The organism is Martelella radicis (assembly GCF_014196625.1).
GTDB lineage: Bacteria > Pseudomonadota > Alphaproteobacteria > Rhizobiales > Rhizobiaceae > Martelella > Martelella radicis.
This window is the reverse complement of sequence record NZ_JACIDZ010000016.1, coordinates 24,452-37,594: the sequence shown is the minus strand read 5'-3', so window position 1 is coordinate 37,594 and position 13,143 is coordinate 24,452. Positions and strand designations below refer to the sequence as shown.

Genomic DNA, 13,143 nt, shown 5'->3' with positions numbered 1-13,143 from the left:
AAATGCTGCTCATCCACTGTCCCTATTGCGGCGAAGCGCGAAGCGAGCTGGAATTTGCCGCCGCCGGCGAAGCCCATATCGCCCGGCCGGACAACATCGCCGAAATCTCTGACGAGGACTTTGCGCAATATTTCTTCATGCGCAGCAATCCCAAGGGCATTCATTACGAGCGCTGGCGCCATGCCCATGGCTGCGGCCGCTTCTTCAACGCCGTGCGCGATACCGTCTCCGACCGGTTCCTGAAGACCTACAAAGCCGGCGAGCCGAAGCCGGATCTTTCTGAATTCGAAGGAGAAGGCCGATGAGCGGCGCATCGCGCATTGCCGGCAAGGGGCGTCTGACGCCTGCCAAGACCATTCGCTTCTCCTTTGACGGCAAGACCTATTCGGCCCTTGAGGGCGATACGCTCGCCTCCGCGCTTCTGGCCAATGGCGTACATCTGGTCGGCCGCTCCTACAAGTATCACCGTCCGCGCGGCTTTCTGACGGCAGGCTCGGAAGAGCCGAACGCGCTGTTCGACATCTCCCGCGACAGCGCCCGGCGTCAGCCGAATGTCCGCGGTCCGGTGCAGGAAGTCTTCGACGGGATGAAGGCGTCGTCGCAGAACCGCTGGCCGTCGCTCTCCTTCGATGCGGGCGCGGTCAATGATTTCCTCTCGCCCTTCTTCATTGCCGGCTTCTACTACAAGACCTTCATGTGGCCGCGCGTTGCCTGGCACAAGCTCTATGAACCTCTGATCCGCTGGGCCGCCGGTCTTGGCGAAGCGCCGACGGAGGAAGACCCCGACACCTATGCCTGCCGTTACATTCACTGCGATGTGCTGGTGGTCGGCGCAGGCCTTGCCGGGCTGACGGCGGCGCTTTCCGCCGCGAAAGCCGGCAAGGACGTGATCGTCTGCGATGAAAAACCCGAACCCGGCGGCGCGCTGCAATATGAAAGCGGCACCACGGTTGACGGCAAGCCGGGCTACGATTGGGCGCTTGCCGCCGTGGAGGAACTGAAGGGCATGGAGAATGTCCGCTTCCTGCCGCGCACAACGGCCTTCGGCTACTACAACCACAATTTTCTCGCGCTTTGCGAACGGCTGACCGATCATCTGCCGAATGCAAAGGCCAACGGACCGCGCGAGCGGCTGTGGCAGGTCAGGACCGGCGAAGTGATTCTCGCCACCGGTGCGATCGAGCGGCCGATGGTGTTTCCGGAAAACGACCGGCCCGGCATCATGCTGGCCTCCGCCGCACGGACCTATCTCAATCACTACGGCGTCGTCGTCGGCAAGAGGGTCGGCGTTTACTGCGCCCATGATTCGGCCTATGAGGCAGCGTTCGACCTGAAGAAGGCCGGCGTTGACGTCGCCGTCATCGTCGACAGCCGTGCGGAAGCGGGTGCGGGGCTGGCCGAAGAAGCAAAGGCGCTCGGCATCAAGGTGCTCGCCAACAATACGGTCGTCGGCACCAAGGGGCGGCTTCGCGTCTCGTCGATGAAGGTGAAGGACAAGGCCAGCGGCAAGACGCGCAGCTTCGATATCGACGCGCTGATTACCTCTGCCGGCTGGACGCCTTCCGTCCATCTCTTCTCCCAGTCGCGCGGCAAGCTGGTTTTCGATGCGGATGAGCAGCGTTTCGTTCCCGGCACCCACGCGCAGGCATCCATCTGCGTCGGCGCCTGCAATGGTACGGACGCAATCGAGGCGCTGATCGGCGAGGCGGCGGCAGCCGGCGGCGGCGCTGCCGATATCACGGCCGAAAATGCCCGCCCGTGGACTGGCGGCATGCTGGGTGAAGACGACAGCGCCGACAGCCATGCGCGCGCCTTCATCGACTACCAGCACGATGTCTGCGCCAAGGATATCCGGCAGGCCGTGCATGAGGGCATGGCTTCGATCGAGCATATCAAGCGCTTCACCACCAACGGCATGGCCTCCGACCAGGGCAAGCTTTCCAACATGCACGGCCTGGCGATTGCCGCCGAGATGCTGGACCGGCCGATCCCGCAGGTGGGTCTGACGACGTTCCGGCAACCCTTCACGCCGGTGACCTTCGGCACGCTGATCGGCCATTCGCGGGGCCCGCTTTTCGATCCGGCGCGCAAGACGCCGATCAATGAGTGGGCGGAAGGTGAGGGAGCCGCCTTCGAGGATGTCGGCAACTGGAAGCGGGCCTGGTATTTCCCGCGTCCCGGCGAGACCAAGCATGATGCGGTCAACCGCGAATGCCGCACCGTGCGCGAGGCGGCCGGCGTCTTCGATGCCTCGACGCTCGGCAAGATCGAGGTCGTCGGCCCGGATGCCGAAGCCTTCATGAACCTGATGTATTCCAACGCCTGGTCGACGCTGAAGCCCGGCAAGTGCCGCTATGGTCTGATGCTGCGCGAGGATGGCTATATCTATGATGACGGCGTGGTCGGCCGGCTTTCCGAGGACCGCTTCCATGTGACGACGACGACCGGCGGCGCGCCGCGCGTCCTGAACCTCATGGAAGACTATCTGCAGACCGAGTTTCCGCATCTGCACGTCTGGCTGACCTCTGCGACAGAGCAATGGTCGGTGATCGCCGTGCAGGGGCCGAAGGCGCGCGAGATCATCGAGCCCTTTGTCGAGGGCGTCGATATTTCGGCGGAAGCCTTCCCGCATATGAGCCTTGCCGAGTGCACCGTCTGCGGCGTTCCGGCGCGGCTCTTCCGGGTGTCGTTTACCGGCGAACTCGGCTTCGAGATCAATGTGCCGGCCGATTACGGGCTTTCCGTCTGGAAGGCCATCTTCGAGCGGGCTGAGAGCTTCGGCGCCTGCGCCTATGGCACGGAGACCATGCATGTGCTGCGCGCGGAAAAGGGCTATATCGTCGTCGGTCAGGATACCGATGGCACCGTGACGCCGTTTGATGCCGGCATGGGCTGGGCTGTGTCGAAGAAGAAGACCGATTTCGTCGGCATTCGCGGGCTCAAACGCCCGGATCTGGTGGCCGGGGACCGCAAGCAGCTTGTCGGCCTGATGGTCAAGAACAATCCGCGTCTGGTTCTGGAGGAGGGCGCGCAGATCGTCGCCGATCCGAATGCCGCCAAACCGGTGCCGATGCTTGGCCATGTGACCTCTGCCTACTGGTCGGAGGCGCTGCAGAGCGGCATCGCCATGGCGGTTGTCAAGAACGGCCACAATCTCAAGGGCCAGACGCTCTACGTGCCGATGCCGGACCGCAATATCGCCGTCGAGGTGGTCGATACCGTATTCTACGACAAGGAAGGAGCGCGCATCCATGGCTGAGGAACTCGTTGCGACACGCGCATTTCCGCTCGCCGGCGCCTATGGCGGATCGGGCCTCGCCCGGCTCGTGGTTGCCGGCGACGCGACGCGGCTTGCGCTGAGGGCCGGCGAAGAGGCGCTCGGCGCGCTTTCCGGCGCTCTGGAGATCGACCTGCCCCGCGCGCCGCTGTCTGCCACCATGAAGGACGCCCGTTATGCCTTCTGGCTGGGGCCGGATGAGTGGCTGGTGATCAATGAATATGGCGACGACCTGATGTCGCGCGTTGAAGGGATCGACGCGCCGTTCTCCGCCGTCGACGTCTCCCACCGCAATGTCGCGGTGATGGTTGACGGACCGGGGGCCGCGGCGGCGATCAACGCCGCCTGCCCGCAGGACCTGAGGCTTGCAAGCTTTCCCGTCGGCAAGGTTGTCCGCACCGTTCTCGGCAAGGCCGAGATCGTGCTGTTCCGCAAGGAGGAGAACACCTTCCGCGTGGAATGCTGGCGTTCCTTCGCACCCTATGTCTTCGGCCTGCTCGACCAGGGCGCAAAGGATACAGCCTACTGATTGACCTGCGGTTTGGTCAGCCGCCAAAGCGCCATCTGTGCTGGGCTGTGCCGCGTATGGTCCCGTGCGGAAAGGTGACGAAGAGCAGCTTGCCGCCGTCCTGGCCATCGGCTTTCGATGTCACGACCAGGCTGTCCCGGTTTGTGCCCAGAAAGGCGAGCTTCGTGGGGTAGCGGACCGGCAGCGGCACCTCGAATTCACGCTCGCCGGACAGTGTGTAGACATAGAGCGCTGCACCATCGACAGCGGCGATCCAGTACCGTCCGCTGGCATCCACCGCCGCGCCATCCGGCCGGCCGGGCAGGCCCTCCATCGATGCGAACAGCGCGGGCGTGCCGATCGTATCGTCGGTAGGATCGAGATCGGCGACCCAGATGCGCCGTGTGCGGGGCTCGGAGTCAGAGAAATAAAACCGCTCCCGCTTGAGATCCGCGACCATGCCGTTCGGAATCGTCAGCCCGTCCGTGACCGGCACGAGGGCTGCCGAACGGTCGACCCGGAAGATTGCCGCTTCGCCGGCAGCGACATCGCGCGTCATGGTCGAGACGAAGAGCGTACCGTCGGCGCCGACGGTCGCGTCATTGAACCGGTGCCCGCCGCGCGGCTGATCGATCAGCTTGCGGAAGCCGCTGCTCTCAGGCTCGAATGCAAAAATACCTGTCTCCATGCCGATTGCCGGCGTTCCGTCGCGCAGGAGCACGACGAAACCGGGCTCCTCGGGGCTGGGCCATGCTTCCGTTTCGCCGCTTTCCTTGTGCGTCCGGTTGAGCTGTCGTCCGGCGATATCGACCCACCAGACATGGCCGGTCCTGTCGTCGACCGCCGGGCTCTCGCCCAGAAGCGCCGCGGCGCCTGCCGGTTGCGCGAAGCGATACGCTGCGGAAATGCGACTTGTCGCCATATGTTCTGCTCCTCCATGAACGCAATGGTCAATCATACCAAGAACGGCTTGACTCTTTGCAACTAATCAGATTGATATATTAGTGCAACTAAAATATCAGTTGCCTGTTGATCGCTTAGGGGAGGATATCATGCGATTTTCAACTGCCGCACTTTTGGCATGCGTTGCCGCCGCGACTTTCGGCATGGCTGTACCGTCTTTTGCCGCCGTGACGCTCAAGATCGGCACGGTTCTGCCGCCGGAAGACCCAATGGGGCAGGGTCTGGAGAAGTTCAAGGAGGAGGTCGAGGCCGCGACCGGCGGTGATGTGAAGGTCACCATCTTCCACAATTCGCAGCTCGGCGACACGTCAGAGATGATCGACCAGGCCCGCGCGGGCGCTTCGATCGGCACGATTACGGACGTCGCCCGCCTGTCGAGCTTCGTGCCGTCGCTCGCCATCATGTCGGCGCCGTTCCTGTTCGACACCTATGAACAGGCAGACAAGTTCGCGCTGTCGCCCGACTATCTCGCCTGGGGCGACGAACTGAAGGAAAAGTCCGATCTCGTGATGCTGGCCTCCAACTGGTATCAGGGCCCGCGTCATCTTCTCACCCAGAAGCCGATCTCGGCTCCGGCCGATCTTTCCGGCGTGCGCATGCGCACCATCGGCGCTCCGGTCTGGATCGAGACCATCAAGGCCATGGGCGCTACGCCGACGCCGCTTCCCTGGGCGGAAGTCTATCCGGCGTTGCAGATGGGCGTCATCGACGGCGCGGAAGCCCAGCCCACTGCCATTACCGGCGCCAAGCTCTTCGAGGTGATCAAGGATGTCACGCTGACCGGCCATATCCAGCTCGTGACCGCGCTGGTGATTTCGGCCGATTCCTGGGACGACATCTCGGCGGAAAACCAGGCGATCGTGCGCGAGAAGGCCGTCGAGGCCGGACGCTATGCGTCGGGTCTCACCATCGAGCTCGGCAAGGCATCACTGGAGCAGGTTGCCGCTTCGGGCGTCGCGGTCAACAGTGTCGACATCGCGCCGTTCAAGGAAGCGGTAAAGGGCGTCTACGCCGATCTCGATCTCGAAAATGAAGTCAAGATCGTAAACCAGGTTCTCGGTCGGTAAAGTGCCGTCCGGATCCTGCAGCGCGCATTTTCGGGTGTGGATCTGACTTCATGTTGAAACGTATCGAATATGCGTGCGCCGCGCTGCTGCTGACGGGCATTGTCCTGCTCGTCGGCGGTGGGGCGGCCGCGCGCTCTCTCGGCTGGCCGATCATCTGGTCCGTCGAAATCGCCCAGCTCATGTTCCTCTGGCTCTGCGTGCTGGCTATCGACCTCGGCATGCAGGAGGACCGCCATTTCGGTCTGGCGCTGGTGCTCGACAATGTGTCGCCGCTGGCGCGCAAGCTTATCGAAGCGGCGAACATCGTCATCCTGATCGGTCTCTCGGCGTTCTTTCTCTACTACGCCTGGAAGAACATGATCCTGATGCACCGCCGCCTCGACGGAGCGCTGCAACTGCCGGGTTCGCTTTTCTATGCGCCCATGGTGCTCGGATTCGGGCTTCTCGTCCGCACGCTTGCCGTCAAGCTCATCGCCACCCTCCGCCAGAGGCCGTAACCCATGCTGCTGACCATTGCCGGACTGTTCGTCCTGTTTCTCTTCATCGGCCTGCCGGTCGCCTTCGCGCTGGCGCTGGCCTCGATCCCGGTCTTCATCGTCAGCGGCGCCATGCCGCCGACCGTCGCGGTGCAGAAGATGGTGACCGCAACGCAGAGTTTTCCGCTCCTGGCCGTGCCCTTCTTCATCCTCGCCGGCAATCTGATGAACGCGACGGGGATCACCAACCGGCTGATCAATTTCGCCCGGCTTCTGACCGGCTGGATGGCCGGCGGGCTTGGCCAGGCGTCGATCGTGCTCAGCCTGCTGATGGGCGGCATCTCGGGTTCGGCCGTTGCCGATGCCGCCATGGAGGCCCGGCTTCTCGGCCCCGGCATGATCAACAAGAACGGCTATTCCAAAGCGGGTGCGGCCGCCGTCATCGCCTTCGGCTCGGTCATCACCGCGACCATTCCGCCGAGCATCGGGCTCATTCTCTTCGGCTTCATCAACGAGGTCTCGATTGGGCGTCTGTTCCTGGCCGGCGTCATTCCCGGCGCGCTCTTGACGGCCATCCTGATGGCTGCCACCTATCTCGTGGCGAAAAAGCATGGCTACCAGCCGGATATCGAGGGCTTTCCGAAATTCGGCGAACTGGCCGCGAGCTTCCGCGACAGCATCTGGGCGATCGCCTTTCCCATCATCCTGATCGTCGGCTTCCGCTTCGGCTTTTTCACGGCAACGGAAGCCGGTGCGTTCCTGGTCTTCTATGCGCTGTTCGTCGGCATCGTCATGCACAAGGAACTGACCTTCGAGACCTTCTATGAAGCGCTGAAGGGCACCGTCTCCGATCTCGGCATGGTGATGCTGCTGATCATGATGGCGGGCGTTCTGGGTTATGCGGTGACGATCGAGCAGGGGCCGCAGCAGGTCACCCAGTTCGTAACGTCGCTGACCAGCCAGCCGGTGATGATCCTGATCCTGATCATGGCGCTTCTGGTCGTCAGCGGCATGTTCCTGGAGGGCGCGGCCAATATTCTCCTGATCACGCCGATCGTCATGCCGGTCCTTGTGCATGCGGGCTATGATCCGGTGCATATGGGCATTCTGATCGTCACCCTGATCAATCTCGGCGGCCTGACCCCGCCCGTGGGCGTGATCATGTTCACGGTCTGCGGGCTTCTTGATGTAAAGACGAGTGCGTTTGCCCGCGCGTCGATCCCCTATTTCATCGCGCTAGGCGTCTTCTTCTTCTTGCTGGTTATTTTTCCCCAACTGTCGCTACTTCTGCCGGGAACGCTTATGTAGGGAGAAAGCAAGCGGCAGACGGGCATGTGAATGACGAGGCAAATGACGATAAATCCGCTCCACTCGGTGCTGACCGGCACGCAGGAGGACCTGCTCAGGCCGGCAGGCCTCGCCCCGGCGGCTGCTCGCGTCTATCAGGGCATCCGTGCGCGCATCATCCTGCTCGAACTAGAGCCGCATTCCAACCTGGTTCGCGGCGAGATTGCCGACAGCTTCGGCCTCAGCCAGTCGCCGATACGCGAGGCGATCAACCGGCTGGAACAGGAGGGGCTGGTGCTCTCCTATCCGCAATCGCGCACCGTGGTTTCACGGATCGACGTCGACCATGCCCGAGAAACGCAATTCCTGAGGGTGGCGCTGGAACTGGAAGTGGTTCGCGCGCTCACGCTCAGTGGGCAGCCGGAACTGCTCGGTCCGGCCCGGCGCATTCTGGCGCTTCAGAAAATGGCGGGCGAGGACCGGGACATCAACGAGTTCACTTCGCTCGATCGGCTCTTTCACTTTTCCCTGGCCGAGGCCGCGGGCGTCGTCTCACTCTACCAGCATCTGGTTACCAGGTCCGGACATATTGATCGCCTGCGCCGGCTCAACCTGCCGGATCCCGGCAAGATGGCATCCGTCATCCGGCATCATGAGGCCATTCTGGCGGCCATCGGCACGGGCAATCTGGAGGAGGCGCAAGGCGTCCTGAGGGAGCATCTGAGCGGAACCCTTGCTGCTGTCGCGCAGATCAGGGAACAGTTTCCGCAGTATTTTTGAAGTTGAACAAGAGAAGGGCGTCACGCCTCTGGCGCGTTCCGGCTTCTTCCGACGGCGGCATTACCCCAATGCACCAAAAGAAAGAAACTCGATAATCGGCCGATTCCAGTTGATTGCCCGATGCGTGGTGTTTGATCCTCGGCTTTGACTGAACTCCATACCAGGGCCGCAAAAATGAATGCGGCACAGGTCCTGCGCAATCTGATCGCCACCGTGCCGTATATCATCCATACTGTTCTGACCGACAGCGGCACCCAATTCACCACGCGGGTAGGCTAGCTCTTTGCTTTCCGGAGCAACTTTGATCGGGTTCGCGATGGAAACGGCCTTTGAACATCGCCTGTCAAAAGTGAAGCATCCGTGGACCAACGCTCGGGTCGGCTGCATGTTGCGATCCGCAGGGGTGAGACAATAGAGGACATACTGTTGCGGCGGATGGAGACCGCAAAGCCTGAGGGCGACCTTCATTGCTGGACGTACGGCGCAACAGAATCTCCTCGCTCATGAGGCCACGTTCTGATGTTCGATGCCTTCGCCCGCTCTGTCATCGTGAGAGCCAATGTCGGTATGGTACGAATGCCCCGGCATACTCGCCATAAAAGCTTTTGCTCGCCGCCCCGGAATTGCCGACGGAGCCATGGCTAGGATTTTCGTCGGAAGACAACGCTGGTCAAGTGCTGTCCGCCTTGCGCGGCCCTAAAAAGACCTCAACGCCACTTTTCCGTCATAGGGAAGCCACGCTACGGGGGTGAACTTGCAATCCGAATGGTCGGGGAAAACTACGGCCAATCGCTGACTCGAACGGCGAACAATCTACGAGAAATCTGATGCTCTCGGTCGCCTTTCGAGTCTGAAAGCCGAAGGCGCATTGGTCCATACGATGTCGTCATGCATGAACCAACGAAATTTACGCAGACGTCGGAGAACCGGCATATGCGTTATTTGAAGGATGACAGAAAACATGCAACGCCCCAGAGTTTATTCTCCTCCAAGCAGAATGTATTTGCACGAAATAGATACCAGCGAACAGCGAGAAAGTCGTAATATTGATGATCAAAGCTTTGCAACTATCTATCATGGTCAGATCAGGAAACGCGCTTTTGCTGGCACGTTCATGGAACAAAACCCTCGATTTATACTTCTCATCGGCCAGCCTGCCAGCGGAAAATCATACGCAGTCAGTGAGATCAAACGGGGTTTCGGTCACGCCGGCGGCGTTGTTATCGACAAAGATATGTTGAGTACGTATCATCCAGATCACTACAATCTGTTCACAACCGGAGTGGAGAGCCCGTACACCGACCCAAGATTCTTGCCAATTAACAGCTATGCCGACAGAGCCAAGGAGATGCTTCTGGAGGAGGCTATTAGTTGCCGGCGCAATATAATTTTCCTGAGTGCGCCGACAGTTGCTGCAGCAGGCAGACTTCCACAGGTGCTGCGTCGCGTGCAGAATATCGAGCTTTGGGTAGTTGCAACGAAACTCATGACCACCCGCCTGTCTTCCTATCTCCGCTACGAAAAGCAGCGGGCAGAATTGAAGGCTTCTCCGAAGAAGTTTCGTGAAAACCACAAAGATGGTCCGCGGTTTATGACAGACCGTGGCTCGGACTTTATGTTCAATCAACTTGGTACAGTAATGCGCGACATATCCCAAATTGGGATCGCAGACAAGCTTAGACGCGTGGTCATTGTCGACCGGGAGGGAGGAGGGGAAAAACATGTTTTCGCGTTTCCGAATGAAGCAGACGCAATTTCGAAAAAATACGAGGCAATCACATCTAGCCCGGAAGGGGTGCACATGCACCCGGCGGCGGCGCTCAATCTCTTCACGGACATCGGTGATGCGATGAAGCGCGGACACGATCTGGACGCGAGAATGGGGGTCGCGCCTCTCCCTTCTGATCCCGCTGATCGTTGGCCGTGGCTCGATCTGGCCACCCCCCGTTCTTCGCGCAGATGAAGCGTGAAGACAGCAACTGGTTATCTGCTCGCTCGGCCTTCCGTGCCCGAGCACTTCTCAGCCGTTGGGTGGAAACACCTGACGGCGAGAATTTGCCAAGACAGAACGACAGGGCGGAATTGCATTTTCGTGGAATGCAGAGCCGCCTTCATCGCAGGCCGAAGCCAGCCTTCTGGATCATCGGGCGGTCAATCAGAGCCGCTCACTGATCCAGCTTTTTGCATTGAGATTTCGGTTTATCGAAATCCGGCGACCACTTTTTCGCCGGCCGTTCCAACATTGCGCCAACGGGCGTGCCGGAAAGCATCGCTCAGGCCGTTTCCGGGCGGTCTTCGGCGGCGAACTGAACGAGTGTGATCCAGTCGGCCGTGAGCGCTGGCTTGCGCTCGTCCTCGATCTCGATGCTGACGGCGTAGTTGATTGCCAGAAGCTCGGCGCCGCGGAAACGGGCCTCCTTCAGGGTGAAGTGGCCCCGGACCCGCTTGCCGCATTTAACCGGCGCCATGAAACGGACCTTGTCAAAGCCGAAATTGATGCCCATGGTCTGTTCGCGCACCTTCGGCGCGCAATCGTAATTCATCGCCGAAAGCAGCGAGAGCGTCAGGAAACCATGGGCGATCGTGCCGCCGAAGGCCGTCTCCGCACGGGCGCGTTCGGGATCGGTATGGATGAACTGATGGTCAAGCGTTGCGTCGGCGAAGGTGTCGATCATCGTCTGATCGACCGTGAACCAGCGCGACACGCCGACCTCCTGGCCGATATAGTCCTTCACTTCCGCAAGCGAAATCTCTTTGGCCATGGTCTTCTTTCGTGTGCGCACATCTGTTGTTGTTCAAGGCTATCCGGTTTCGGAAAGCATCTCCGCATAAAACGATACCGAACGCGGTGCAAGCGCGATCTCGACCGCGCCCCGCGCCTGACCGGCGAGGCTGTGCCAGCCATGGGCGTCGCGTTCGGGCAGGCTAAAGGCCACTTCCTCGTGGCTGCGGTTAATCAGGATGGCGAGGCGCGTCGGGGCGGCGCTCTCGCGCTCGACCGTTGAAAGAACGACGCTGAGACTGTCGCATTCGGCCGCCTCCCAGTCCTTTACGGTCATGGTCTCGCCGTCGGGGCGCAGCCAGCTCACATCCTCCTCGGTGAAAAACGCGGTCTCGGAAAAGACCGCGAACTGCCTGCGCAGCGCCGCAAGCTCGCCGGTATAGGCGATCAGCTCCTCGTCCATGGCCTTCCAGTCGATCCAGGTGGTCTCATTGTCCTGGCAATAGGCGTTGTTGTTGCCGTACTGGGTCATGCCGCCTTCGTCGCCCGCCTTCAGCATGATGGCGCCTCGGCTGGCGAACAGGGTGGCGAGAAGGGCCTTGATGTCCTGACGGCGCCTTGCCATCACCACCTGATTTTCGGTCTCGCCCTCCACGCCGTTGTTCCACGAAAAATTCTCGTCGTGGCCATCGCGGTTGCTCTCGCCGTTCGGGCCGTTGTGCTTGTGCACATAAGCGGTCACGTCGTGTAGCGAAAAGCCGTCATGGGCGGCGATGAAATTGACAGAGCGGGTCACATGCTGGTCGCGCACCGAAAAAATGTGGGAGGAACCCGAAAGTGCATCGGCAAGAAGGCCGGTCATGTTCGGGTCGCCGCGCCAGAAGCGGCGCATGTCGTCGCGCGCCCGGTCGTTCCACTCCAGGAAGGGAGCGGGGAAATGGCCGAGCTGGTAGCCGCCGGGGCCGATATCCCATGGCTCGGCGATCATGGTCCTGTCCTTGAGCACCGGATCTGACAGAATGGCGTCGAGTGTGGCCGCATGCGTGTCGAAGCCATGCCGGGTGCGTCCGAGGATCGGAGCGAGGTCGAAGCGGAAGCCGTCTACGCCGGCCTGGGTGACGAAGAACCGCAGGCTGTCGATGATATAGCGCCGAACCATGGGATGGTCGCAGGCGATCGTGTTGCCGCAGCCGGTATCATTGATGAACACTGACGGATCGTCTTCCGCCAGCCGGTAATAGGTCGCGCTGTCAAGCCCGCGGAAACTGAGCGAGCCGCCGAACTGGTCGCTTTCGCCGCTGTGGTTGAAAACGAGATCGAGGATCACGGCAATACCCGCTTGGTGCAGGGCCTCGACCGCGCCGCGCAATTCGGAGATCCCGCCCGGGCAAAGCCGCGGTTCGGGCGCCATGAAGGTGACCGGGTTGTAGCCCCAGGCATTGGTAAGCCCAAGTTCCCTGAGATGGCGTTCATCGATCCAGGCGGTGATCGGCATAAGCTCGATCGCATCCGCTCCAAGCTTTTGCAGATGCTCGACCAGGGCGGGGTGGCCAAGGGCCGCGACTGTGCCGCGAATGCTTTCCGGAATGTGCGGGTTAAGCATGGTCAGCGACCTTACCCCGGCCTCGTAGATGAAAGCGCCATCGGGCAGGGCGACATGGTCTGTCGCCTCGGGAAGGTCGGCGACCACAACGCTTTTCGGCACGATGTCAGCGGTCTCTACGCCATATTGCGCTAGCTTCGGATCGTAGCGGTAGGCCGCATCGATCTCCCGCGCGTAAGGATCGACGAGGAGTTTCGAAGAATCGAACCAGTGGCCGGCCATCGGGTCATAGCGTCCGAAGGCGCGGTAGCCATAGCGCTGGCCGGGCTTCAGCCCGTCGACGAGCAGGCGGAAGAGATTGCCCCGTTCGTGCGACATCGGCAGATGCGCGGTCTCGGTACCGTCCGGCGTGAACAGGCATAGCTCCATGCCTGTCGCGTTCTCCGAATAGACGGAGAATTCGACGCCCCGGTCGAGAACCTTCACGCCGGGTCTTGCTTCAGGGTTGTGCATCTCGTTC

General features: G+C 61.2%; 11 protein-coding genes and 1 pseudogene. 9 read left to right on the top strand and 3 right to left on the bottom strand.

Annotated elements, in window-relative coordinates; genetic code table 11:
- Positions 1–2 precede the first annotated feature (2 nt).
- Genes GGR30_RS19630 through GGR30_RS19620 form a run of 3 tightly spaced genes read left to right on the top strand, consistent with a single transcriptional unit; the run spans position 3 to position 3,806 of the window.
- Complete coding sequence (locus GGR30_RS19630; protein ID WP_183490129.1) at positions 3–305, top strand: sarcosine oxidase subunit delta; 303 nt, start codon at positions 3–5, stop codon at positions 303–305.
- Positions 302–3,259, top strand: a complete 2,958-nt coding sequence (locus GGR30_RS19625) for a sarcosine oxidase subunit alpha (RefSeq protein ID WP_183490126.1) — start codon at positions 302–304, stop codon at positions 3,257–3,259. Before GGR30_RS19630 ends, GGR30_RS19625 begins: the two co-directional genes overlap by 4 nt.
- Positions 3,252–3,806 (top strand): sarcosine oxidase subunit gamma, encoded by a 555-nt coding sequence (locus GGR30_RS19620; RefSeq protein ID WP_183490123.1) that lies wholly within the window; start codon positions 3,252–3,254, stop codon positions 3,804–3,806. Before GGR30_RS19625 ends, GGR30_RS19620 begins: the two co-directional genes overlap by 8 nt.
- Before the next feature lie 16 nt (positions 3,807–3,822).
- Here GGR30_RS19620 and GGR30_RS19615 read toward each other — a convergent pair whose 3' ends face one another.
- Positions 3,823–4,707, bottom strand: a complete 885-nt coding sequence (locus tag GGR30_RS19615; RefSeq protein WP_183490120.1) for an SMP-30/gluconolactonase/LRE family protein — start codon at positions 4,705–4,707, stop codon at positions 3,823–3,825.
- A 130-nt stretch (positions 4,708–4,837) separates the two neighbouring features.
- Between GGR30_RS19615 and GGR30_RS19610 the strand changes: the two genes are divergently transcribed.
- The 6 genes and pseudogenes from GGR30_RS19610 to GGR30_RS19585 all read left to right on the top strand — a co-directional run bounded on the left by GGR30_RS19610 (position 4,838) and on the right by GGR30_RS19585 (position 10,321).
- On the top strand, positions 4,838–5,815 hold the full coding sequence (locus GGR30_RS19610; RefSeq protein ID WP_183490117.1) for a C4-dicarboxylate TRAP transporter substrate-binding protein: 978 nt from the start codon (positions 4,838–4,840) through the stop codon (positions 5,813–5,815).
- Positions 5,816–5,865: 50 nt separating this feature from the next.
- Entirely contained in the window at positions 5,866–6,312 is a 447-nt protein-coding gene (locus GGR30_RS19605) for a TRAP transporter small permease (RefSeq protein ID WP_183490114.1), read from the top strand.
- Positions 6,313–6,315: 3 nt separating this feature from the next.
- The gene (locus GGR30_RS19600; protein WP_183490111.1) at positions 6,316–7,599 is read left to right on the top strand and encodes a TRAP transporter large permease; all 1,284 of its coding nucleotides are present in this window, start codon (positions 6,316–6,318) and stop codon (positions 7,597–7,599) included.
- Positions 7,600–7,641: 42 nt separating this feature from the next.
- A complete protein-coding gene (locus tag GGR30_RS19595) occupies positions 7,642–8,358 on the top strand; it encodes a GntR family transcriptional regulator (RefSeq protein WP_183490108.1) in 717 nt (238 codons plus the stop codon).
- Positions 8,359–8,499: 141 nt separating this feature from the next.
- Positions 8,500–8,755 (top strand): annotated as a pseudogene (locus tag GGR30_RS23460) (IS481 family transposase); the annotation flags it as partial.
- A gap of 564 nt (positions 8,756–9,319) precedes the next feature.
- Positions 9,320–10,321, top strand: a complete 1,002-nt coding sequence (locus GGR30_RS19585; RefSeq protein ID WP_183490102.1) for a zeta toxin family protein — start codon at positions 9,320–9,322, stop codon at positions 10,319–10,321.
- 310 nt (positions 10,322–10,631) lie between these two features.
- Here the strand turns inward: GGR30_RS19585 and GGR30_RS19580 are convergent, their stop codons facing one another.
- Both GGR30_RS19580 and glgX read right to left on the bottom strand, forming a co-directional pair.
- Entirely contained in the window at positions 10,632–11,120 is a 489-nt protein-coding gene (locus tag GGR30_RS19580) for a MaoC family dehydratase (protein WP_183490099.1), read from the bottom strand.
- A gap of 39 nt (positions 11,121–11,159) precedes the next feature.
- Positions 11,160–13,136 (bottom strand): glycogen debranching protein GlgX, encoded by a 1,977-nt coding sequence (gene glgX / locus GGR30_RS19575; protein WP_183490096.1) that lies wholly within the window; start codon positions 13,134–13,136, stop codon positions 11,160–11,162.
- Positions 13,137–13,143 lie beyond the last annotated feature (7 nt).

Bases quoted from the DNA above. Each gene is read 5' to 3' on its own strand.
- GGR30_RS19630 (WP_183490129.1), top strand. From the start codon at position 3: ATGCTGCTCATCCACTGTCCCTATTGCGGCGAAGCGCGAAGCGAGCTG.
- GGR30_RS19625 (WP_183490126.1), top strand. From the start codon at position 302: ATGAGCGGCGCATCGCGCATTGCCGGCAAGGGGCGTCTGACGCCTGCC.
- GGR30_RS19620 (WP_183490123.1), top strand. From the start codon at position 3,252: ATGGCTGAGGAACTCGTTGCGACACGCGCATTTCCGCTCGCCGGCGCC.
- GGR30_RS19615 (WP_183490120.1), bottom strand. From the start codon at position 4,707: ATGGCGACAAGTCGCATTTCCGCAGCGTATCGCTTCGCGCAACCGGCA.
- GGR30_RS19610 (WP_183490117.1), top strand. From the start codon at position 4,838: ATGCGATTTTCAACTGCCGCACTTTTGGCATGCGTTGCCGCCGCGACT.
- GGR30_RS19605 (WP_183490114.1), top strand. From the start codon at position 5,866: ATGTTGAAACGTATCGAATATGCGTGCGCCGCGCTGCTGCTGACGGGC.
- GGR30_RS19600 (WP_183490111.1), top strand. From the start codon at position 6,316: ATGCTGCTGACCATTGCCGGACTGTTCGTCCTGTTTCTCTTCATCGGC.
- GGR30_RS19595 (WP_183490108.1), top strand. From the start codon at position 7,642: ATGACGATAAATCCGCTCCACTCGGTGCTGACCGGCACGCAGGAGGAC.
- GGR30_RS19585 (WP_183490102.1), top strand. From the start codon at position 9,320: ATGCAACGCCCCAGAGTTTATTCTCCTCCAAGCAGAATGTATTTGCAC.
- GGR30_RS19580 (WP_183490099.1), bottom strand. From the start codon at position 11,120: ATGGCCAAAGAGATTTCGCTTGCGGAAGTGAAGGACTATATCGGCCAG.
- glgX (WP_183490096.1), bottom strand. From the start codon at position 13,136: ATGCACAACCCTGAAGCAAGACCCGGCGTGAAGGTTCTCGACCGGGGC.